Genomic DNA, 21,311 nt, shown 5'->3' on the forward strand with positions numbered 1-21,311 from the left:
GCCGGTGCGAGGGGTCGCGCGGCCATGAACTTGAGCCTCAGTCTCGACTTCGGCCTCATGCGACGGCTGCGGCAGTGGTCGCGCCGCTGGGCTCGCAAACGTCACGGCATCGATCCCGATCCGCTGATCTTGCCGAGCCGCCGCATATATATCCTCCCGACCGGCTTGGGGATTGCGTTCACGCTGATGCTGTTTGCCATGTTCATCGGCGCGATGAACTATGCAAACAATCTGGCGCTGGGGCTGACGTTCCTGCTCGGATCGCTGGCGCTCATCGCCATGCATTACTGTCATCGCAATCTGTCCGGCATCGTGATTCGCTCCGCGAGCAGCGAGCCCGTCTTTGCCGGTCATGATGCGACCTTTCATGTCGCGCTGGAAAACACCGCGCCGCTGGCTCGACATGAGCTGCTGGTCGCGAACGATCAGGGCCCATCGAATCCACAGCTGGTTCCCGCGAATGGCCGGGCCGTGTTCGATCTCCAGCTGCCTGCCCCTCGACGCGGCCTGCTGACACTCGACCACTTCGAGATCGTCACCCGACATCCCTTCAGTTTGTTTCGCGCGTGGACTCACGTGCACATGAATCTCACCTGTGTCGTGTATCCCAAGCCCGCCGCTCGCGGCCTCTCGCCACCGCCCGTGGAAACAGATACGGGCGGCGCTCAGGATTCGGTGCGCGGTGACGAAGAATTCGCCGGCATGCGTCCGTTTCATCCGGGCGACTCGCCGCGTCGAATCGCCTGGAAAGCCTATGCGCGCGAGCAAGGGCTGCAGGTGAAGCTCTATGCAGGCACAGCCGTCACATCGCACGTTTTCGACTGGAACGGGCTCAACGGTCTCGACACCGAAAGGCGCTTGTCACAACTGTGCCGCTGGATCGAAGACGCCTACGCCGAGGGTCGCGCCTTCGCGTTGAAGCTGCCCGGCCTGGAGGTTCCAGCAAACATCGGGCCCGGCCATCGGCAGCGATGCCTGACCGCACTGGCGCTGTTCGAGCCATGAGCGCCGTTACGCTCGACCACCGCCTGCAGCGGCTCACGCCGGTCGGCCAGCGCCTGGTGTGGGTGATCGCCGGGCTGGCGCTGGCGGTCGCGCCGCATTTCGATCACATCGCGCTCTGGACGATGTTGATCGCGGCGCTCGCCGCCGCGTTCCGCATGACGGCCGAGATCAAGCGCTGGCCCTTGCCCTCCAGAGCGGTGTGCACCGGCATCGCGTTCGCCTCGTTGCTCGGCGTGCTCGCGGGCTACCGCACGCTCAACGGCATCGACGCCGGCACCTCTTTGCTGATCGTGATGGCGGGCATGAAGCTGCTCGAGACGCGGACGGTCCGCGATCTCACCGTGGTGGTATTTCTTTCCTACTTCGCGCTGTTCGCCGCCTTCCTGTACAACCAGAACATGCTGTTGCTGCCGTACATGCTGCTCACGGCGGGACTGCTGACCATGACGCTGATGCGCATTCATCAGACCGAGGCGATGGCGCTGCGCGAGGCGGCGGCGACCACTGCCAAAATGTTTCTACAGGCGCTGCCGCTCGCCGTGCTGCTGTTTCTGTTCTTCCCTCGCCTGCCCGGACAGTTCTGGGCGGTGCCGGCGCGCGAGCGAGCCATCACCGGGCTGAGCGAAGAAATGACGCCTGGCGACGTATCCGAGCTGACCCAATCCGGCGCGATCGCGTTCAGAGTGAAGTTCGAGGGCGAAGCGCCGCCACCGCGCGAGCGCTACTGGCGCGGGCCGGTGATGCATCTGTTCGATGGACGCACCTGGCGCTACGGCGGCGCCGTGCAGACACCCCAGCAGGTCGAGTCCTCGGGCTCGAGTTATCGCTATCGCATCTCCCTGGAGCCGCAACAACGCAACTGGATCTTCGCGCTCGACATGCCCACCGATTGGGACCAGAAGCGCGCTTATCGCGCCGAAGATTTTCAACTCCATGCGCGTCAGCAACAGCTCTCGGTGCTGACTTCGTTCGACCTGGAATCCTCGCCCACGTACGTCACGACCGGCGAGCTTCGCGACAGCCTGCGGCGCCTGGATACATACATTCCTCGTAATCGGAATACGCGCACCATCGAGCTGGCGCGCCAGATGCGCGAACGCGCGGGCAGCGACGAAGCCTTCATCCAATCCGTGCTCACCAAGTTCGGCAGCGAAGAGTATTACTACACGCTGCAGCCTCCGGCGCTGGACTTGAACGCCGTCGACGACTTCTTGTTCAACAGCAGACGCGGTTTTTGCGAACACTTCGCGTCGGCCTTTACGGTGATGGCGCGCAGCGTCGGCATTCCTGCCCGCGTCGTGACCGGTTATCAGGGCGGTGAATTCAATCCGCTGTCCGGCTATCTGGTCGTGAGTCAGTCCGATGCGCATGCCTGGTCCGAGGTCTGGCTGGAAGGCCGCGGCTGGCAGCGAATCGATCCGACCGCCGCGATCGCACCCGAACGCATCGAACGCGGATTGGATGCCGCCATTTCCTCCGAGGAAGAGGTCCCCGGAAGAATGCTGCGCCAGAGCGCGGTGCTCTCGAAACTGCGCATGGCCTGGGATGCGGCGAACACCTTCTGGAACGATCAGGTCGTCGAGTTCGGCGAAGACCAGCAAAACTGGTTGCTGGAGCTGTTCAATATCGAGAATCCGCGCTGGCAATATCTGATTACCGGCATGATCGTCGCCCTGATCGGCTTCTTTGCGATCCTGTCGGCTTATCTCACGTGGAAGTTCAAGCCACGGTCGCGCGATCCGGTCGCGCATGTTTACGAGCAACTGTGTCGCAAGCTTGCCAAGCTCGGCGTGCCCCGGTTGCCGCATGAAGGACCGAACGACTACGTCACGCGCGCGGCTCAAGCGCGGCCCGAATTGGCCGCGCAGCTAGCGGAAGTTCGAACGGTGTATGTGAGCTTACGCTACGGCCCGATGCCGCTGCCGACGCAGCTCAGCCGGTTGAAGTTTCTGGTAAACCAGCTGGAGGCGTGACGCCGCGCGTCGCGCGTGCCGCGATGACCAGCACGATCGCGCCGCCCGCGAACAACAGCGCCACCGACAGAATCGCCATGCGCGAATTGCCGGTGAGCAGCGCCGTGAAGGCCATCAACAGCGGGCCCAACACTGCGGCGAACTTGCCCATCATGTTGTAGAAGCCATAGAACTCGCCGGCCCGATCCGGGGGAATCAACCGGCCGTAGTACGAGCGGCTCATGGCCTGCACCGCGCCTTGCACACAACCGATCGCGACCGCCATCAAATAAAACTCACCGACGGTGGTCATGAACACCGCATAGAAAGTGACGGCGGCATAAACGCCGATGCCGACGAAAATGCCCACCAGGGGACTGATGCGATCGCCCATCGCCCCGAACAGCAAGGTCGCCGGAAAGCCGATGAACTGGATCATCAGGATGCCCGAGATCAGGCTGTCCGCCGGAAACCCGAGCGCGAGGCCGTAATCCACCGCCATCTTCATGATGGTGTTCACGCCGTCGATATACATCCAATAAGCGAGCAGGAACAAAATCACCGGACGGTATCTGCGCACTTCCTTGAATGTCCGGCCCAGCTCCGCGAAGCCCTCGCGTAGCGCGCCGCCAGCGCTGACGGCTGCGCGTTCGCTGCCACGAGGGAAGTTGCGGAAGATGGGAATCGAGAACAACGTCCACCACACCGCGACCGAGAGAAACGAGACGCGGATCGCCGCCTCCGGACTCTCCAGGCCGAACATCGCCGGCTTCGCAAACATCAGCACATTGACGGTGAGCAACAGCGCGCCGCCCAGATAGCCCATCGCGTAGCCGAAGCCCGAGACCGAATCGAGCCGACGGGCGGGCGCGACCTTCACCAACATCGAGTCGTAGAAAATCAATCCGCCCCAGAAGCCGAGCGAGGCAATCGCGAACAACACCGCCGCGGCTTGCCAGTCGCCGATGCCGACAAAGGCGAGCATTGCCGTCGGAATCACACCGATGGCGGTGAACGCCGCCAGGAAGCGCAGATGGTTGCCGCCGCGGTCGGCCAATGCGCCCAGCCACGGGGCCATGATGGCCAGCACGAAACTCGACACGCCGTTCGCGATACCGAGCCAGAAGGTGCTGGTGGTCGCATCCTGCCCCGGCGTGAGGAACTGTTTGAAGAACAGCGGGAAGAACACGACCATCACCGTGGTCGCGAACGACGAGTTCGCCCAGTCGTACAACGCCCAGGCGAACACCTTCTTGGTGATGAGGGGGGACTTCATGCCTTCCTGATTCGTCATGCAGCCGCGGCCAGATGCTCGCGTGTCTCGCGGAAGTCGAGATCCGGCCAACGCTCCAGCGTCAGCTGCAGATTGACCCGTGTCGGGGCGAGATAGACCAGCGCGCCCGAGTGATCCAACGCCAGGTTCTCGTACGCCTTGGTGCGGAACTCCTCGAGCTTCTTCGCATCTTTGCCGTACACCCAGCGCGCAGTGTAGACGTTGACGTTGTCGAACGAGGACTGCACCGAATACTCGTCCTGCAGACGGAACGTGACCACATCGAATTGCAGCTGGCCGACGGCGCCGAGAATCAGATCGTTGTTACGCAGCGGACGGAACACCTGCGTGGCGCCCTCTTCGCACAACTGATCCAGGCCCTTCTGCAGCGCCTTCATGCGCAGCGGATCGCGCAACACCACGCGACGGAACATTTCCGGCGCGAAGTTGGGAATGCCCGTGAACATCAACGACTCGCCTTCGGTGAAGGTGTCGCCGATGTTGATCGTGCCGTGATTGTGCAAGCCGAGAATATCGCCGGCGAACGCTTCATCCGTGTGCTGGCGGTCGGCGGCGAGGAACGTGAGCGCGTCGTTGATGCGCATTTCCTTGCGGAGCCGCACATGAAACAACCGCATGCCCTTGGTGAACTTGCCGGAGCAGATGCGCATGAAGGCAATACGGTCGCGGTGCCCCGGATCCATGTTCGCCTGGATCTTGAACACGAAGCCGGTGAGCTTTTCTTCCAGGGGCTTGACGACCCGTCCAGTCGTCTCGCGCTCTTTCGGACCGGGCGCATTCCTCACGAATGAGGCCAGCAGCTCCGTCACGCCGAAGTTGCTGATGGCCGAACCGAAGAACACTGGCGTCTGCTTCGCGGCCAGATATTGTTCGATATCGAACTCCGGCGCGGCGCCTCGGACCAGCTCCACTTCGTCACGGAACGACTGTGCACGCGCGCCGAGAAATTCGGTGGCGGCATCGCTGTCCAGCTTGTCGATGGTCGCATGCGTGCCGGCACGGCCCTTCTCGCCGGCCTGATAGATATAGATGCGATCTTCGATCAGGTGATAAATGCCCTGCAGATCGCGGCCCATGCCGATCGGCCAGGTGATGGGCGCGCAGGAGATCTTCAGCACCTTCTCGATTTCATCCAACAGCTCCATGGGCTCGCGGCCTTCGCGATCGAGCTTGTTGATGAACGTCATGATGGGCGTGTCGCGCAGGCGCGTGACTTCCATCAGCTTGATGGTGCGCTCTTCGACGCCCTTGGCGCAGTCGATCACCATCAGCGCCGAATCCACCGCCGTCAGCGTGCGATACGTGTCTTCGGAGAAGTCTTCGTGGCCGGGCGTGTCGAGCAGATTCACCATGCGGCCGTCGTAGGGAAACTGCATCACCGAAGAGGTGACCGAGATGCCGCGCTGCTGTTCCAGCGCCATCCAGTCGGAGGTTGCATGCCGGGCTGCCTTGCGGCCCTTCACCGTGCCGGCCAGCTGAATGGCGCCGCCGAACAACAGCAGCTTCTCGGTCAACGTGGTCTTGCCGGCGTCCGGATGGCTGATAATGGCAAAAGTCCTTCTTTTGCTTATCTCCCGGGCACTTAGACTGTTAGCTGAATCTTCTGACATGGACGGAATCAGGCGCACGCAATGAGGCAAAGTTGCGCATGATAGCCCACAAGCCCATGGGCGCACGCCCTTGTCGGCGTCAGGTATTGGCGAGCACGCGCTTGTAGACCAGCGCGTCTTCGCGGCCGCCGGCCGCCTGGTAATACGCCTTGCGGATGCCCACTTTCACGAACCCCAGCGATTCGTAGAGCTTGATCGCGACCGGGTTCGACGGGCGCACTTCCAGAAACACGTCCTGCATCTCGGCTTCCTTGGCCCGGCTCAGCAGGAAATCCATCAAGCGCCGGCCGATGCCGACGCCGCGCAGATCGTTGCGGATGCAGATGTTGAGAATGTGAGCTTCGCCGGCGCCGTACGACATGATGCCGTAGCCGGCGACCTGGCCGTCGAACTCGACCACGCGGCACAAATAGCCGACGCGCACGCAATCGCGAAAGACCCCTTCGCTCCACGGGAACAGGTACGAAGCCCGCTCGACCGTCACGACCGCGGGAACATCGACGAGCGTCATCGGCCGGAAGCGGACCGCTTGATACAGCGCGCTACGGTCGAGCTCGGCGCTCACGCCGTCGCCCCACTTTGCAATGTCTCGTAGGTACGCATGGCCAATAACAGATCGGCCCATGATTTACGCTTCTCCACCGGGCTGCGTAACAGATAAGCCGGATGGTAGGTGACCACCATCGGCCGGTTGGCTGCGATTTTATGCACAACGCCGCGCAGTTTGCCGATCGGCGTGTCCACCTCGAGCAGGGTCTGGGCGGCAATGCGCCCGACGCACAGGATCAGCCCCGGGTTGACCAGCTCGATCTGCCGATACAAGTAAGGAATGCAGGCGCGCACTTCTTCAGGCTTGGGATCGCGGTTGTTGGGCGGTCTCGATTTCAATATGTTCGCAATGAACACCTGTTCCCTCGCCAGCCCAACGGCCTTGAGCATGGAGTTGAGCAACTGACCGGCGCGCCCCACGAACGGTTCGCCCTGGCGGTCTTCGTCCGCGCCAGGCGCTTCGCCGATGATCATCCAGCGGGCGTTGCGGTTACCGACCCCGAAGACACCATTGGTGCGCGTGGCGTGCAATGGGCACTTCGTGCACGAGCGCACCGCGGTTGCAAGCTCTTCCCAACCCAGCTTGGAAACGCCGCCATCGTCCTCGGGCACAACGACCTTGGGCTCGACGGCGGGTGCCTGAATGGTCCGTGCCGGCTCGGGGGCGACGCGTAACGCAGGCGCCGGGGCAACAACCGTTTCCGCCTGCGGAACGGGCGCGCGCGCGCTACCGTCTCGACGTTCCCAGACGTCGATTTCGAGTGCCTTGAGGTAGGCCAGGCGGCGGGAATCCATGCGGGACGATGCGCTGTAGATGGTTATGGGCGGAGCTTACCGAGACCCGCCCGACTAGACCATCAGCAATCGCTACGCAGCTTCGGCCGGTCGCTTCTTGCGAGTCAGCTTGCGCCACACCCAATGCAGCGGCGCCGAGGCTGCATACAGGCCGAACAGGGTGAACAGCGAGACCGGCGCCAGCGAGACGAGCACGTAAATCAACGGGATCAGCACCGCATACACCCACGGGATGCGGCCCCGCATGTTCAGCTCCTTGCCGCTCCAGTAGGAGAACTTGCTGACCATCAATGCACCGATGCAGATGGTAATGGCGAAGGCCAGCGCCAGGGCCGGCAGCCCGGTGACTGGAAATTCACTGACCAGCCAGATGAAGCTGGCGACGGCGGCCGCCGCCGAGGGACTCGGCAGACCTTCGAAGTAGCGCTTGTCTGCAGTGGCGGCGCGGGCATTGAAGCGCGCAAGGCGCAAGGCAGCGGCGACGGCATAGAAGAAGCAGGCGAGCCATCCGAACCGGCCCCAGAATTTGCCGTAGTCGTAGATGCGCTCGATGCCCCACTGATACACGACGATGGCCGGGGCGAGGCCGAACGCGACCATGTCGCAGAGGCTGTCGTACTCCTTGCCGAAGTCGCTTTGGGTGTTGGTCCAGCGCGCGACGCGGCCATCCAGGCCGTCGGCAATCATGGCCACGAAGATGGCGATGCCCGCGTTCTTGAAGTTGCCGTCGATGGCGGCAACGATGGCGTAGAAGCCGCCGAACAGGGTGCCGGTGGTGAACAGGTTGGGCAACCAATACACGCCGCGGCTCGGCCGCCGGGTCTCGGCCGGCTGCTCAACGTCGCTGCTATGGTATTCGGCGCTCATGGTTTTCCGGGCAGTCCTGGGATCGGCAGATGCAGATTGAATGTGTCGACGCGCACCAGGTTCCGCCCCCGCTCCCTGCGCAGGATGGCCGGTGTGACGCGCTCGATCTATCGCTGTTTCCGCGCATGATATTGTGCGGCCCGCAACGCGCACAACATACACGGTCTAAGAGTGACTGCACGGCGCAGCTTTCTCCTTACAGTGCTGCTGACCCTCCTTGCCCTGCCCGCCTGGGCCGACCGGCAGCAGGATCCTGCGCTCGGCAGATTCCTGGCCAAGACCCTGAAGGAAGCGCCCTGCTTCGAAGACGAGTTCGAGAAGAAGGTGTGGCTCGCGGCCATGGAGCCGAAGCTGCTCAAACTGGTCAAGGACGAGACGGAACGCGGCGAGATCCTGCATCACGTGTTCTGCGAGGCGCGCCGCCTGCAGTTGCCGCCCGGGCTGGTGATGGCCGTGATCGACGTGGAGAGCCGGTTCGACCGCTGGGCCGTGTCCTCGGCCGGCGCCGTCGGCCTGATGCAGGTGATGCCGTTCTGGCCGAATCAGCTGGGCATGACCAACGCGGAGCTGGTCCGCACCCCGCAAAACGTGCGCATGGGCTGCACCATCCTCAAGTTCTACCTGGACCGGGAAAAGGGCGATTACACCAAGGCGCTGGCCCGCTACAACGGCAGCGTCGGGCGTCGCAACTACGCCGACCTGGTGCTGGTGCGACTCGCCAATCGCTGGCAATACCGCTAAAGCCGTTCAGCGCTGGCCGAAGCCGACCGGCAGGTCTTCCAGATCCTCTAGCGCCAGTTCCTGCACTTCCACCAGCTTTACGTCCGAGGCAGGCGATCCTCGCCACAGCCAGTCGAGCAATCCCTGAACCGCCTGCGGCTCGCCGACCGCCAGCACTTCCACCCGCCCGTCAGGCAAATTGCGGGCGAAGCCGGAACAGCCCAGCTCGGTGGCCTTCTGGCGGGTCGAGGCGCGATAGAACACCCCCTGGACCCGGCCGGAAACGAAACAACGGCGTGCGATCAGCGTCGACATTCAATAATGATAAGGCGAGCGGCGGAAAACCGCAGGCGGGGTCAGCTGGCGCCGTTGCGGTCGTCGGCCGTGCGGGTGGAGCCGAGCGCTTCGGCGGCCTTGCCGCGGGCGGCGATCGCATCCCGGCGGGCTTGTTTGTAAGCGCGCTTCTGCAGATTGCTTTCGGCGCGATTCAACAATGTCTCGGCCTCGATCAGGGAAGCGGGCGCGCTGGTCGATGGGCCGGCGGCTTCACGCGCGGCCTTGATGGCCTGGCGGGCATTGCTCATCTCCTGCACCGGAGCCCCTGCGCACGCGGCCAAGCCCACGCTCAGGCCCATGCAGAGCATGAGTAACGCCGAACAACGAAGAGATGACTGACTTACCATGGCGATTTTTTCAATCGACCGTAGCAATCGCAATCTACACCGTCAAGGAGCGCCTGAATACAATGCACGCGTCTCGACTGCGAGCTTCGCGTTGCATTCCACCCACATGACGCGCGCAGCGATGGTTTTTCGGAGCATCCGCGCGCATGGCTGAAATCCTTGTTTTGTTTTATTCACGCAAAGGCATGACGGCCGAGCTGGCCCGGCAAGTGTGCCGGGGCATCGAGTCCGTGCCCGGCGCAAAGGCTAAATTGCGCACGGTTCCGCAAGTCACCGCGGTGATCGAGCAACCGCAGCCGGCCGTACCGAGCGAAGGCCCGCCATTCGCCACGCACGACGATCTGCGCGAATGTGACGGTTTGGTGTTGGGCAGCCCGACCCGCTTCGGCAACATGGCCGCGCCGATGAAGTACTTTTTGGACGGCACCAGTGCGTTGTGGGCCAGTGGCGCTCTCGCCGACAAACCGGCCGGTGTATTTACTTCCACGCAGACCATGCATGGCGGCCAGGAAACAACGCTGGTCAGCATGATGATGCCGTTGATCCATCATGGTATGTATCTCGTCGGCCTGCCTTACACCGAACCGGCGCTCACCCACACGCGCTCCGGCGGCTCGCCATACGGCGCCAGTCACGTCGCCGGCCTCAGTCCGGGCAAGCTCACCGACGACGAACGTTTGCTGGCTTCATTGCTGGGCAAGCGAGTCGCCGAGCTCGCCGTCCGTTTGTCCGCCGCACGTTGAGCGAATCCCCTTGATCGACACAACCTGGATCGCGCGAGCCCGAATCGCGGTCGTCTCGACTATCGGCATTTTGATTGCGGCGCTGGTGACCTGGCGCGTGCAGACCGGCTTTTCCATGGCCGACGCCGTGCTCATCGCTGTACTGACATTGCCTTTGTTGATCGCGCTGCCCCGGCTGTTGGCGGGTCATCGACGCACCTATGCGTGGATGTCGCTGGCGGTAGCACCGTTTCTGGTCGTGGCGATCACCGAAGCCGTCGCCAATCCCGTCGGACGGGCCTGGGCCGGCTTGTGCCTGGTCGTCGCGTTCCTGTTGTTTGTTCTGTTGATCGCGTATCTGCGCGTGACACGCGAACGCGCTTAGGGAGCGAGGCGCCGCTCCAGAACTTCTTTCACGAAGCGCACGGTCAGACGCCGTTGCGCCACCAGTGACGCCGCGTCGAGCTCATCGAGCACCGCATAGAGATGTGTCATGTCGCGAGGCAACCGTCGCAACATGAACTGCGCGGTGTCGTCGGGCAACTCCAGGCCGCGTAGTTGTGCCCGCAAGCGCAAGGCCGCGATCTGCTCCGATTCCTCCAAGGGCTGCAGCGTCAACACCAGCCCGCCATTCAGTCGCGAGCCCAGATCGCGCAGCTTGAACGGCAGCGCGGCCGGCGGCGCAGTGCCGGCGACGAGCAGCTTGCCGCCGCGCTCGTCCAGCTCCACATGCAGACGAAACAAAGCCCGCTCCCAGGGCTCGCGTCCGGCCAGCACTTGCGCATCGTCGAGACAGACGATGGCGAGCTCACCGAAACCAGCCAGCAATTCTTCGCCCAGCTTGATCACTTCGCTCAGCGGCAGATAGGCGGCCGTGCGTCCGTCGCGAGTCGCGCGAGCGCAGACGGCTTGTAATAGATGAGTCTTGCCCGTGCCGGCCGCGCCGTGAATCCAGGTGCACGTGGGTGCCCGCGGCCGCTCGCCTCCCTGCAATGACAGCAGCGCGTCGACCACCGGTTGATTGCGGCCGGCGTAATAGCTTTCGAACACCGAGCTGTCCGGCAAGCGGATGCCCAGCGACAACTGCGGCGACTGAATCATCCCGTGAGCCCGCGTTGCTGACGGCTGGCCTCGAGCGCCTTGCGCGACCACACGACGACGTAATCGATGCCGCTCACCACCGTCGTCACAAACACCAGCGCGCCCAGAATCATCAGCGCCACCTCGGGGCACCACTCGCCCGCTTTCGCGGCCACCGCCAGCAGCAAATACGCGATCTGGCACAGCGTGTTGATCTTGCTGATGACGGTCGGATTGCCATGCGGATAACCATACAGCGCGTTGTAACTGATCGCGCCGGCGGTGATGGTGACGTCGCGCAACACCGCCGTCGCCGCGAGCCACGCCGGCACGATGTCGAGCACCGCCAGGATGATGAACACGCTCACCAGCAGGATCTTGTCGGCGAGCGGGTCGAGCACCTTGCCCAGCTCCGACATCCAGCCACAGCGCTTGGCGAGAAAGCCGTCGAGCCCGTCGGTGAAGCCGGCGAACGCGAACACCCAGAGCGTCAGCTTGTATTCGCCTGCGTTCAGCAGCCAGGCGATGGGCACGACCAGCAGCATGCGCAAAATGCACAGGGCATTTGGAATGTGCCGCATGGCCGCCGCCCGTTATTTATAAGAGCGGTTCAGGGGCGGTACCGGAACGACAGCCGCTCGCCCATCGGCGCGGCGCCGTCGTCTTGCGACACCAACCGGCTGTCGAGCGCAATCGCTCGACGCAACGTCGCAGCGTCACCGCGCACGGCCAGCTTGAAGCGCATGGTGTCGCCGGCCACTTGTTCCAAGGCGACGGCCCGCACCAGCGTCATGCCTTCCAGATAATTCAGCGTGCTCGCATACGCGTCGAGATCGCCGATGCCGGACACCTCGACGACCACATTGCCCAGCGAAGAACCCGACGCGGCGAACACGCGCGCGAAGGTGTCGGCCGCCAGATGAACGCCCTCTTCCATGCCGCCACTGGCCAGTGACGAGCCTTCGCTCGACACCAGCGTCCAGCGCACCGCGCCGCCCTGCGCACGACCGAGCAACGCCGCATTCGCGCCATAACGTTCAGCTTCCTGAAGCGCGGTCGTCTCGTCGATGGCCTGGGGCGCCACCGCCGGCCACTTCAACGGCAAGCCGCGCTCGCGGGCGACTTTTTCCAGAATGTCCTTTTGCGCATTCGGCTGGTCGCCGCTGATCCAGTAGCTGTAGCCGCTGGGATCGATCACGTTCAGCAACACCAGGGTCGCGGGACGCTCACGGCCCCAGATCGGCAGGCCCGACTCCTGCAGCAGCCGGTCGACCGAGACGCTGTCGAAGCCCACCTGCAGAACATTGTCGACGGTGAAGCCGAAGCGTTGGACATATTTACGAGGATCGTTCAGCGCCGCGCCCAGGCGGGCCGGAGCGTCGCGCTGACCGCTTACGCGCACCACCACCGTCTTCAGCGCATCGACGAAGGCCGCGTCGCGCGCGTTGTTCAGCACGGGCTGGTCGGTTTCGTACAGGTCCCCGAGCGTCACCGCGCCCACGGGCAGTGCGGTCGCGACCAGCGCCCATGCCATGCACAACGACAACCAGCGGATCAACGCCTTTGTCCTACTCATCAGTCGGAGCCCATCCCTTCAAAAATCCCAATGCTGAACGGCAGGTCCCATCGCCGAGCAACGACGTGTAAAATAACACACCCCCCATCGACCAATTCCTGGCCATGCAACCTCCCGAGCCGATCACCTACAAAGACGCTGGCGTCGATATCGAAGCCGGCGATGAACTCGTCGAGCGCATCAAGCCGGCGGTCAAACGCTCGATGCGACCCGAGGTGCTGGGCGGCCTGGGCGGCTTCGGCGCGCTGTTCGAGATTCCGCTGGACCGCTATAAAAAGCCGGTGCTGGTGTCGGGCACCGACGGCGTCGGCACCAAGCTGCGCCTGGCCATCGAGACCGGGCGTCATGCCACCATCGGCATCGATCTGGTCGCGATGTGCGCCAACGACGTTGTCGTACAAGGCGCCGAGCCGCTGTTCTTCCTCGACTACTACGCGACCGGCAAGCTGAGCGTCGAAGTCGCCGAAACGGTGATCAAAGGCATCGTCGAGGGCTGCATTCAGGCAGGCGCGGCCCTGATCGGCGGCGAGACGGCGGAAATGCCGGGTATGTACGCGGATGGCGACTACGACCTGGCCGGCTTCTGCGTCGGCATCGTCGAGAAAGACGCCATCATCGATGGCCGCAACACGCGCCCCGGCGATGTGATCATCGGCCTGCCCTCCTCCGGCCCGCACTCCAACGGCTATTCGCTGATCCGCAAGCTGATCAAGACCAGCAAGGCCACGCCGACGACCAAGATCGACGGCGGCTTGCTGTACGACGCGCTGCTCGCGCCGACGCGCATTTATGTGAAGCCGCTGCTGGAGCTGGCGAAGGTCGTGCCGGTGCGCAGCTTTGCTCACATCACCGGCGGCGGCCTGTCTGAAAACATTCCTCGCGTCATCCCGAACGGATTGGAAGTGATGCTGAGCTCGCAAACTTGGCAGCAGCCCGCGGTGTTCGATTGGTTGCAAAAAGCCGGTAGCATTCCAGCGGCCGAAATGTATCGGACGTTCAACTGCGGCATCGGCATGACGGTGTGCGTGGCCGCCGAGCATGCCGACAAGGCGATGCGCTCGCTCGCCGAGCATGGTGAGAAGCCGGCCGTCATCGGCGAAGTGCGACGTGGCGATGCCGGCGTCGTCATTCGCAGCTAATGACCTCCGTCGCCGGCAACCAGCCGCATAACAAACTTCCCATCGTCATTCTGATCTCCGGTCGCGGCAGTAACATGCTCGCGATCGCGGAGCGGGCAGCGAACGGCGAGCTGCCCGTCGAAGTTCGCGCTGTCATTAGTGACAAAGCGGACGCCGCCGGCCTGGCCACCGCCGCCGCGATGAATATTCCCACTCGTTCGCTGTCGGCGAAGGAGTTTGCGGATCGGGCGAGCTATGACCGGGCGCTCGCGGCGCTGGTGCAAAGTTTCGAGCCCGAGCTCATCGTGCTGGCCGGCTTCATGCGCATCCTCAGCCCCGGCTTCATTGCCGCGTTCGCCGATCGCATCCTCAACATTCATCCGTCGCTGCTGCCTTTGTATCGAGGCCTGCATACCCACCGGCGGGCGCTCGAGGCCGGCGACATCCTGCACGGCTGCAGCGTGCACTTCGTCACCGAGGAACTTGATGGAGGGCCGCTCGTTATTCAATCGCAGGTGAAAGTCCTGCCTGGTGACAGCGAAAGCAGCCTTTCAGCGCGAGTTCAGCAGCAGGAACACAGGATCTATTCGCAGGCCATCGACTGGTTTGCCCGCCGGCGGCTGCAGCTGCGCGAGCAGCAAGCCTGGCTCGACGGCCGACCGCTCGACGCTCCGGTGATCCAGACCGCGAGCGACTGACGAGGTATCGAATGCGGCGACTGGCTCGGTTGACCACGTTTCTATTCGCGACACTGCTGTGCGCCACCGCGGCGAGGTCCGACGCCATTCTTCCCAAACCCGTTACCGCCACTTACGAAGTCACCTATCGCGGCATCCGCGCCGGACAGCTGACGTTCAAGCTGACCCGGGACGATGCGACCGGCCGTTACACGTATGAAACAACGGCCGCCCCTTCCATGCTCGCGCGCTTCGTCATCAGCAGCGCCGCCGTGGAACGCAGCGTGATGGAGATCGGCCCGGACGGCGTGCGTCCGCTCGAATGGTCTTTGGAAGACGGCAAGTCGGGCGCCGATAAGGACGGCCGGCTCAAGTTCGACTGGAACGCGAATGTCGCGACCGGTGAAATCGAAGGCGAGAAAATCGAGCTGCCGCTGGAGCCCGGCCTGCAGGATCGTTTGTCCATTCAAATCCACGTCGTGACCTCGCTGCTCCGGGGCCAGGAGCCCGGCCTCATTCCGCTGATCGATGACAACCGCATCAAGCGCTACAGCTACGTCAAGAAAGAAACAACATCGCTCGACACCGCCCTCGGCAAACTCGACACCGTCGTCTACGAAAGCACCCGCGAAGGCTCGAACCGCCAGTCCCGCTTCTGGCTCGTGCCCAAAATGGAATATCTCGCCGCCCGCGCGGAACAGATCCGCAAGGGCAAGGTCGAGACGGTGATGGTGCTGCAGTCGGTGCAATAAACCGCCGCGCGCACCTCCGCGGCAACACGCGCGCAGAATGCGCGGACCGTAGGGATATATCGCCTGAAGTTCTGGCTGGCGCTCTGATTCGACTGGTCCATACTCCAGCCCATGGCCATCGCATTGAACGAATTGACGAGCATGCTGATGAACCTGCCTGACAAGCAGCGCGCGCAGCTCGTGGCCAATCTGCTGGCTTCATTGCCCAGCGTACTGACGGATCAGGACGAAGGAATCAGCGAAGCGCTGCGGCGCGACGCGGAAATCGATGATGGGTCCGAGCAGGCCATCTCCCTCGACGACCTGGACGCCGCGATCAACAGCCGCCGTCGCTGAATGAAGCTGACGTTTCATCGGGACGTCACGGCGGACATCATTCGGATAATTACTCACTTCGAAGATTTGGGCGGCCCCAATCTCGCGAAGGAGTTCCATGCCGAAGTCCGCGCGACTTTTCTGAGAGCACTGGAATGCCTTTCCTGGGCACCGCCCGCCGCTAACAAAAGATAAGCTCGGCACCCGATCGAGCGCGGATTTTCGACTACAGATACCCACGAGATGGGGTGCGCCGGAACTTGTTTGTTTACGGCCCATTGGGCAGGCAGATCGTTTGGAGATACGCCATGGCCACCGTCGTTCACGAGCACCTCGATGTCGTTCCCGTCTCGGGCTTCAAGATTTCCTGGGGTGGAATCTGGGCCGGCGTGCTGACCGTCATGGGCACGCTGCTGTTTCTAACTACACTGGGCCTCGCAATCGGCATCTCCGCCGTCGACCCCGGGCAGACCGAGGCCGACACCTTCGGCACCGGCGCCGCCATCTGGAGCGGTTTGTCTCTTTTGATCGCGCTGTTCGTAGGCGGAATGGCGGCGACGCGGCTCGGCATGGTCTTCGACAGAGCCGCGGGGGCGTTCGAAGGCGCGCTGGTGTGGGTGTTGAGCTTTCTGGTCGTGTTGTGGCTCGCAAGCAGCGGCGTACAGCTGGTCGCGAACGGCATCTCGGGCTTGTTCGGCGGCATCGGTCAGACGATCGGCGCGAACATGGGCGGATTGGAGGATTTGTCTGCCGGCGATGTGCAGCGAATCCGTCAGCGCCTCGATGACCCGCGCACGGCGCAAACCATCGCGGGCGCGACTGGCATGTCAGAGCAGGAAGTACGTTCGCAGCTCGCCGACGTGTCGCGACAGGTCGAAGCGGCTGGAAACGATCCGCAGGCGGCAGCAGCGGCGGTGCGCCAAGGCACGGCTCAGATGATAGAGCGCGCCCGAGCGCAACTGCCCGCGATGGCGGAGCGAGCCCAGGATGAGGCGACCAAGGCCGCGTGGATTACCTTCGGAGCGATGCTGATATCGATGATCGCAGCCATCGCCGGCGCGATGGTCGGGCGGCGTCGGGTGGTCCAGACACTCGCCCACTCAGATGTTCCTTCCGAGATCGCGGACGCGAGCTTCGACCCGAGCCTGCGTCGCGACAGACCTGCGCGCTGAGCGCGCAGGTCCGGGCACTCAGGCTCGAGGCAGCGTCACGCCCTGCTGGCCCTGATATTTGCCGCCGCGGTCCTTGTACGAGGTCTCGCAAACTTCATCGGACTCGAGGAACAGCATCTGCGCGACGCCTTCGTTGGCGTAGATCTTCGCGGGCAGCGTCGTGGTATTGGAGAACTCGAGGGTGACGTGACCTTCCCACTCCGGCTCGAGCGGGGTGACGTTCACGATGATGCCGCAGCGGGCGTAAGTGGACTTGCCGAGGCAGATCGTCAGCACATTGCGCGGGATGCGGAAGTATTCGACCGTGCGGGCGAGCGCGAAGGAATTCGGCGGGATGATACAAACATCCGATGTCACATCGACGAAGCTCTTCGAATCGAAGTCCTTCGGGTCGACGATGGTCGAATTGATGTTGGTGAAGATCTTGAATTCGTTCGCGCAGCGCACGTCGTAGCCGTAGCTGGAGGTGCCGTACGAAATGATCTTGCCGCCATTCGCGGTGCGGACCTGCCCGGCTTCGAACGGCTCGATCATGCCCTGCGCGGCCATGCGACGGATCCAACGATCAGACTTGATGCTCATGATGTCTTACAGAGTGGCTAAATAGATCAGGTATCTTCGGTCGAGATATTCGGAAAGGCCGCGGCCGGCTGCAAGCCGGCGACGACCAGGCGGGCCGCCGTGCGACGCGCCAGGTCGATATAAGCGCGCGCCAGTTTGCTCTCCGGTTCGGCAACCACGGTCGGCCGGCCGCCATCGGCCTGCTCGCGGATGCGAATATCCAGCGGCAACTCGCCCAGCAATTCGACGCCGTACTGCTCGGCCATGCGACGCCCGCCGCCGGCGCCGAAGATATGCTCTTCGAAACCGCAGTTCGAGCACACATGCGTGCTCATGTTCTCGACCACGCCGAGCACCGGCACTTCGACCTTCTGAAACATTCGCAAGCCCTTGCGGGCATCCAGCAGCGCAATGTCCTGCGGCGTGGTCACGATCACGGCGCCGCTGACCGGCGCGCGCTGAGCGAGCGTGAGCTGCGTGTCGCCCGTGCCCGGCGGCATGTCGACGATCAGATAGTCCAGATCGCCCCAGCGCGTTGCCTCGAGCAACTGCAGAAGCGCCTGCGTGGCCATCGGTCCGCGCCAGACCATGGGCTGCTCCACGTCCACCAGGAACCCGATGGACATCACCTTCAGGCCATAGGCCTCCGGCGCGAGCATCGTTTTCTCATCCGGGCTGGTGGGCTTTTCCCGGCTGAGCCCCATCATCTGCGGCTGACTCGGCCCGTAGATGTCCGCATCGAGCAGGCCGACCGCCGCGCCGTCGTGCGCCAGCGCCAGCGCCAGGTTCACCGCGGTCGTGGACTTGCCCACCCCGCCCTTGCCCGACGCCACTGCGATGATGTTCCGGATGCCCTGAATGGGCTTCAGATTCTTCTGCACCGAGTGCGAAGCAACGCGCCAGCTGACATCGACCTTCACCTGCTTCAGCCAGCCCAGCGAGCGCGCCCGGCGCTCCAGTTCGGCGGCCAACTCGGTACCATAGCGGCCGGCCGGAAAGCCCAGCTCGACGCTCACGGTGGCGGCGCCGTCGCTGACTTGGACGGTCTTGAGGGAAGCGGCGCGCTCCAGCGTCAGACCGAGATAGGGGTCGACGTAGGCGCCCAGTAGCTGGCGCAGCTCGGATTCGTGCACAGTAGTTTCGGAGCTCATCGAAGGGCCCAGCCCAGTGGGGCGCGGATTGTAGCGGATCTGGCCTGGAAGACTCGGCTCCGCGTGCGGCTTCCGACCGATGTCGACAGGAGCTTCTCAGAGAGGAAATGCCCGACCTGAACTTGCTGCTCGTCAGCCGTGGCATAATGCGCGGCAATATGCAGTGCGCATGGCAGCTGCGCCACTAAGAAACGGATACCGGACTTCTAGATGAGTTTTTTTTCCGATCTGAGAGCAGAGCGCCTGATCGCCGAGATCCGCCAGATCGGGGACCCGCTGCATCCGGACTCGCAAAAAGCGCTGCAAAAGCTCGCCAAGATCGGTCCGGGCGCCATCCCCAAGATCCTGGACACGCTCGCCGTCGCCGATCGCAAGGAAACCGCGGTCTACACCGACATCCTGACCCAGCTGATCGACAACAAGAGCTTTCCGATCCTGGCCGAAGGCATGGCCGAGGGCAGCCCGCGCACCGTCCAGGCCATCGGCCAGGCGCTGGCCGCCAGCCGCAACTACAGCGCCAACCTGCTGATCGAGCTGCTCGGCCGGGCGGAGATGCCCAAGCCGACCATTCTCGAAGTGATCGCCAGCCAGAAGGGCCGCTTCACCGTCCGCGACCTGCTGCAGCATGCCTATAGCCAGGAAGCGAACGAAAAGGCCGCGCTGTTCAAGATCGTCGGCGAGCTGGCCGATGAATCGGCCCTGCCCGAGCTGATCAGCCGCATCGAAGGCAAGGACTCGACCGCCCGCATCCACATCATCAACATCCTGGCCCGCTTCAACCGGCCGGAGGTGTCGCAGGCCATTCAGACTCAGCTGCGCGACCCGAATAAGATGATTCGGCAAGCGGCGCTGAACGCGCTGTCGAAGATGGACGGCCCGCTGAACATCGGACCGATCTGTCAGCTGCTGCGCGACCCGGACCTGGAAGTGGCCAACCGCGCCATCGACGTGGTGGTGCGCGCCAACGATCCGGACACGATGAAATATCTCATCGAGGTGCTCAAGGACGAGAACGAGTACGCCCGCCGCGCCGGCGTGGAGGTGCTGAATCACCTGGGCACCGCCAACGACATCAAACATCTGTTGCAAGTCATCAAGGACGACGACTGGTGGGTCCGCACCCGCGCCGCGGACGCGCTCGGCAAGATCGGCGGCCCGCGCGTCGTCGACGCCGTCATCGAGCTGATTCGCGATGAAGATGAAGACGTGCGCCGCGCCGCCATTGAGATCCTGAACCAGACCAAGGACGAGCGCGCCATCAACTTCCTGATCGAGGCCACCAAGGACAAGGACTGGTGGGTCAGCGAGCGCGCCGTGGATGCGCTCGCCGAGATCGGCAGCAAGAAGGCCGTGCCTGCGCTGATGGATCTGCTGAAAACAGACAACGCGCGCTCCCTGCCGACCGTCGTGCGAGCGCTCGGCAAGCTGGGCGACACGCGCGTGATCGAACCGCTCGTGCAGCTGTTGGAGCGGCCGGAAAAAGAAATCAAGGTCGAGGCCATCAATGCCCTCGCCCGTCTCGCCGACGACAAGCGCGCCGACGCCGTGCGCAGCTACATTCAAGCCGCAGGCTCCAACGCGAACGATCCGACGATCGAGTCCGCCGCGGTCCGCGCGATCGAAGATATCGACCTGCGCTACTCGAGCACCGCCGTCGCGGCCGCCATCAAGGCCAGCCGCACCGGCGCCGAGCCGGCGCGAAGCCCGGGCCGGACCATGGGTGCAGAACCGGCGCGCACGCTGCTGATCGACCGCGGCGACGTCGATCAAGTGATCAAGAAGGCCGAGGAATCGGCGGCGGCCAGCGCCAAGCTCGACATCGGCACGCTCAAGCCGGGCGATGTGGTCGAAGGCCGCTACAAGTTCATCGAGAAGATCGGCAAGGGCGCGTTCGGCACCGTGCTGTTGATGGAAGACACGGTGGTCGAGGAGCGGCTGATCCTCAAGTTCCTGAACCCGAACGTGGCGCAGGACGAGGAGATGATGAAACGTTTCGTGCACGAGCTGCGCTACTCGCGCAAGATCACGCACCGGAACGTCATCCGCATCTATGACTTCCTGTACATGCGCGGCAACTACGCCATTTCGATGGAGTATTTCCCCTCGCACACGCTCGGCAGCGAAATCGTCAACGAGAAGCCGCTGCCGTTGCCGCGCGCCATCAAGTACGGCATCGACATCTGCACCGGCATGACGATCGCGCACCAGGCCGGCATCGTGCATCGTGACCTGAAGCCCGCGAACATCCTGATCAACAACGAGGGGCTGCTCAAGATCGTGGACTTCGGCGTGGCCGCCGCGCAGAAGGAGGGCGATACGCAGCTCACCAAGACCGGCTATGTCATCGGCTCGCCCAAGTACATGGCGCCCGAGCAGATCCTCGGCAAGAAGGTCGACGAGCGCGCCGATATCTACAGCGTCGGCGTGATCCTGTACGAAATGGTCACGGGCGTACCGCCGTACAGCCGCGGCGACCACATGTCGGTCATGTACCAGCACGTGCAGGGCAAGGCGAAGACGGCGATCGAGGTCAACACGCAACTGCCCCGCCCGCTGTCCGACCTGGTCACCAAGGCCATGTCAGTGGACAAGGCCAAGCGCTACCAGAGCATGGACGAGCTGCGCGAGGCGCTGGAAAAAGCCCTGGCTTGAGGCCCGGCCCCGACGGATTTTTGACGGCCCTTCGACCGTCGCGGGCCGCCGTTGGTCGCT

23 protein-coding genes are annotated in these 21,311 nt (G+C 63.5%); 11 read left to right on the plus strand and 12 right to left on the minus strand.

Annotated features, from left to right (window positions below):
* The first annotated feature begins 24 nt into the window (after nucleotides 1-24).
* Complete coding sequence (locus tag GYH35_RS29325) at nucleotides 25-1,005, plus strand: DUF58 domain-containing protein (RefSeq protein WP_161830276.1); 981 nt, start codon at nucleotides 25-27, stop codon at nucleotides 1,003-1,005.
* Nucleotides 1,002-2,978 carry a transglutaminase TgpA family protein gene (locus tag GYH35_RS29330; protein WP_161830277.1) on the plus strand — a complete coding sequence of 659 codons (1,977 nt, stop codon included), beginning with the start codon at nucleotides 1,002-1,004 and terminating at the stop codon, nucleotides 2,976-2,978. The genes GYH35_RS29325 and GYH35_RS29330 overlap by 4 nt, the downstream gene beginning before the upstream one ends.
* Here GYH35_RS29330 and GYH35_RS29335 read toward each other — a convergent pair.
* The 5 genes from GYH35_RS29335 to pssA form a co-directional block, all read right to left on the minus strand.
* A complete protein-coding gene (locus GYH35_RS29335; protein ID WP_161816117.1) occupies nucleotides 2,938-4,233 on the minus strand; it encodes an MFS transporter in 1,296 nt (431 codons plus the stop codon). The genes GYH35_RS29330 and GYH35_RS29335 overlap by 41 nt on opposite strands.
* Nucleotides 4,234-4,247: 14 nt before the next feature.
* A complete protein-coding gene (locus tag GYH35_RS29340; RefSeq protein ID WP_161816118.1) occupies nucleotides 4,248-5,861 on the minus strand; it encodes a peptide chain release factor 3 in 1,614 nt (537 codons plus the stop codon).
* Between the two features lie 79 nt (nucleotides 5,862-5,940).
* A complete protein-coding gene (gene rimI / locus GYH35_RS29345; protein WP_202624836.1) occupies nucleotides 5,941-6,426 on the minus strand; it encodes a ribosomal protein S18-alanine N-acetyltransferase in 486 nt (161 codons plus the stop codon).
* On the minus strand, nucleotides 6,423-7,205 hold the full coding sequence (locus tag GYH35_RS29350; protein WP_161816119.1) for a uracil-DNA glycosylase: 783 nt from the start codon (nucleotides 7,203-7,205) through the stop codon (nucleotides 6,423-6,425). The genes rimI and GYH35_RS29350 overlap by 4 nt, the downstream gene beginning before the upstream one ends.
* A gap of 72 nt (nucleotides 7,206-7,277) precedes the next feature.
* Nucleotides 7,278-8,072, minus strand: coding sequence for a CDP-diacylglycerol--serine O-phosphatidyltransferase (gene pssA / locus GYH35_RS29355; RefSeq protein WP_161816120.1), 795 nt, complete (start codon nucleotides 8,070-8,072; stop codon nucleotides 7,278-7,280).
* A gap of 201 nt (nucleotides 8,073-8,273) precedes the next feature.
* On the opposite strand from pssA, the gene GYH35_RS29360 reads away from it, so the two are divergent.
* Nucleotides 8,274-8,813, plus strand: a complete 540-nt coding sequence (locus tag GYH35_RS29360) for a transglycosylase SLT domain-containing protein (RefSeq protein ID WP_161816121.1) — start codon at nucleotides 8,274-8,276, stop codon at nucleotides 8,811-8,813.
* A gap of 6 nt (nucleotides 8,814-8,819) precedes the next feature.
* Here the strand turns inward: GYH35_RS29360 and GYH35_RS29365 are convergent, their stop codons facing one another.
* Together GYH35_RS29365 and GYH35_RS29370 are read right to left on the minus strand one after the other, a co-directional pair.
* On the minus strand, nucleotides 8,820-9,107 hold the full coding sequence (locus GYH35_RS29365; protein WP_161816122.1) for an acylphosphatase: 288 nt from the start codon (nucleotides 9,105-9,107) through the stop codon (nucleotides 8,820-8,822).
* Between the two features lie 41 nt (nucleotides 9,108-9,148).
* Entirely contained in the window at nucleotides 9,149-9,376 is a 228-nt protein-coding gene (locus GYH35_RS29370; RefSeq protein WP_161816123.1) for a DUF4398 domain-containing protein, read from the minus strand.
* Nucleotides 9,377-9,621: 245 nt separating this feature from the next.
* On the opposite strand from GYH35_RS29370, the gene wrbA reads away from it, so the two are divergent.
* Nucleotides 9,622-10,218 carry an NAD(P)H:quinone oxidoreductase gene (wrbA, locus tag GYH35_RS29375; protein ID WP_161816124.1) on the plus strand — a complete coding sequence of 199 codons (597 nt, stop codon included), beginning with the start codon at nucleotides 9,622-9,624 and terminating at the stop codon, nucleotides 10,216-10,218.
* Nucleotides 10,219-10,228: 10 nt separating this feature from the next.
* The gene (locus GYH35_RS29380; RefSeq protein WP_161830278.1) at nucleotides 10,229-10,582 is read left to right on the plus strand and encodes a DUF2069 domain-containing protein; all 354 of its coding nucleotides are present in this window, start codon (nucleotides 10,229-10,231) and stop codon (nucleotides 10,580-10,582) included.
* On the opposite strand, the gene hda is transcribed toward GYH35_RS29380, so the two are convergent.
* The 3 genes from hda to GYH35_RS29395 are packed head-to-tail and all read right to left on the minus strand — an operon-like array spanning nucleotide 10,579 to nucleotide 12,853.
* The gene (gene hda, locus GYH35_RS29385; RefSeq protein WP_161830279.1) at nucleotides 10,579-11,298 is read right to left on the minus strand and encodes a DnaA regulatory inactivator Hda; all 720 of its coding nucleotides are present in this window, start codon (nucleotides 11,296-11,298) and stop codon (nucleotides 10,579-10,581) included. The genes GYH35_RS29380 and hda overlap by 4 nt on opposite strands.
* Entirely contained in the window at nucleotides 11,295-11,858 is a 564-nt protein-coding gene (locus tag GYH35_RS29390; protein WP_161830280.1) for a CDP-alcohol phosphatidyltransferase family protein, read from the minus strand. The genes hda and GYH35_RS29390 overlap by 4 nt, the downstream gene beginning before the upstream one ends.
* A gap of 29 nt (nucleotides 11,859-11,887) precedes the next feature.
* Complete coding sequence (locus GYH35_RS29395; protein WP_161816128.1) at nucleotides 11,888-12,853, minus strand: DUF2066 domain-containing protein; 966 nt, start codon at nucleotides 12,851-12,853, stop codon at nucleotides 11,888-11,890.
* Nucleotides 12,854-12,951: 98 nt separating this feature from the next.
* Here GYH35_RS29395 and purM point away from each other — a divergent pair, with 98 nt between their 5' ends.
* The 5 genes from purM to GYH35_RS29420 all read left to right on the plus strand — a co-directional run bounded on the left by purM (nucleotide 12,952) and on the right by GYH35_RS29420 (nucleotide 16,887).
* A complete protein-coding gene (gene purM, locus GYH35_RS29400) occupies nucleotides 12,952-13,992 on the plus strand; it encodes a phosphoribosylformylglycinamidine cyclo-ligase (RefSeq protein ID WP_407700234.1) in 1,041 nt (346 codons plus the stop codon).
* Nucleotides 13,992-14,669: a phosphoribosylglycinamide formyltransferase gene (gene purN, locus GYH35_RS29405; RefSeq protein WP_161816130.1), complete on the plus strand. Its 678-nt coding sequence runs from the start codon at nucleotides 13,992-13,994 to the stop codon at nucleotides 14,667-14,669. The genes purM and purN overlap by 1 nt, the downstream gene beginning before the upstream one ends.
* 11 nt (nucleotides 14,670-14,680) lie before the next feature.
* Nucleotides 14,681-15,400, plus strand: coding sequence for a DUF3108 domain-containing protein (locus GYH35_RS29410; protein ID WP_161816131.1), 720 nt, complete (start codon nucleotides 14,681-14,683; stop codon nucleotides 15,398-15,400).
* 141 nt (nucleotides 15,401-15,541) lie between these two features.
* Nucleotides 15,542-15,736, plus strand: coding sequence for an addiction module protein (locus GYH35_RS29415; protein ID WP_161816132.1), 195 nt, complete (start codon nucleotides 15,542-15,544; stop codon nucleotides 15,734-15,736).
* A 287-nt stretch (nucleotides 15,737-16,023) separates the two neighbouring features.
* On the plus strand, nucleotides 16,024-16,887 hold the full coding sequence (locus GYH35_RS29420) for a hypothetical protein (RefSeq protein ID WP_161816133.1): 864 nt from the start codon (nucleotides 16,024-16,026) through the stop codon (nucleotides 16,885-16,887).
* 18 nt (nucleotides 16,888-16,905) lie between these two features.
* Here GYH35_RS29420 and dcd read toward each other — a convergent pair whose 3' ends face one another.
* On the minus strand, nucleotides 16,906-17,469 hold the full coding sequence (dcd, locus tag GYH35_RS29425; RefSeq protein WP_161816134.1) for a dCTP deaminase: 564 nt from the start codon (nucleotides 17,467-17,469) through the stop codon (nucleotides 16,906-16,908).
* Between the two features lie 26 nt (nucleotides 17,470-17,495).
* Entirely contained in the window at nucleotides 17,496-18,599 is a 1,104-nt protein-coding gene (gene apbC / locus GYH35_RS29430) for an iron-sulfur cluster carrier protein ApbC (protein ID WP_161816135.1), read from the minus strand.
* Between the two features lie 210 nt (nucleotides 18,600-18,809).
* Here apbC and GYH35_RS29435 point away from each other — a divergent pair, with 210 nt between their 5' ends.
* Nucleotides 18,810-21,251 (plus strand): protein kinase domain-containing protein, encoded by a 2,442-nt coding sequence (locus GYH35_RS29435; RefSeq protein ID WP_161816136.1) that lies wholly within the window; start codon nucleotides 18,810-18,812, stop codon nucleotides 21,249-21,251.
* Nucleotides 21,252-21,311 lie beyond the last annotated feature (60 nt).

It is taken from the genome of Steroidobacter agaridevorans (genome assembly GCF_009932555.1).
GTDB lineage: Bacteria > Pseudomonadota > Gammaproteobacteria > Steroidobacterales > Steroidobacteraceae > Steroidobacter > Steroidobacter agaridevorans.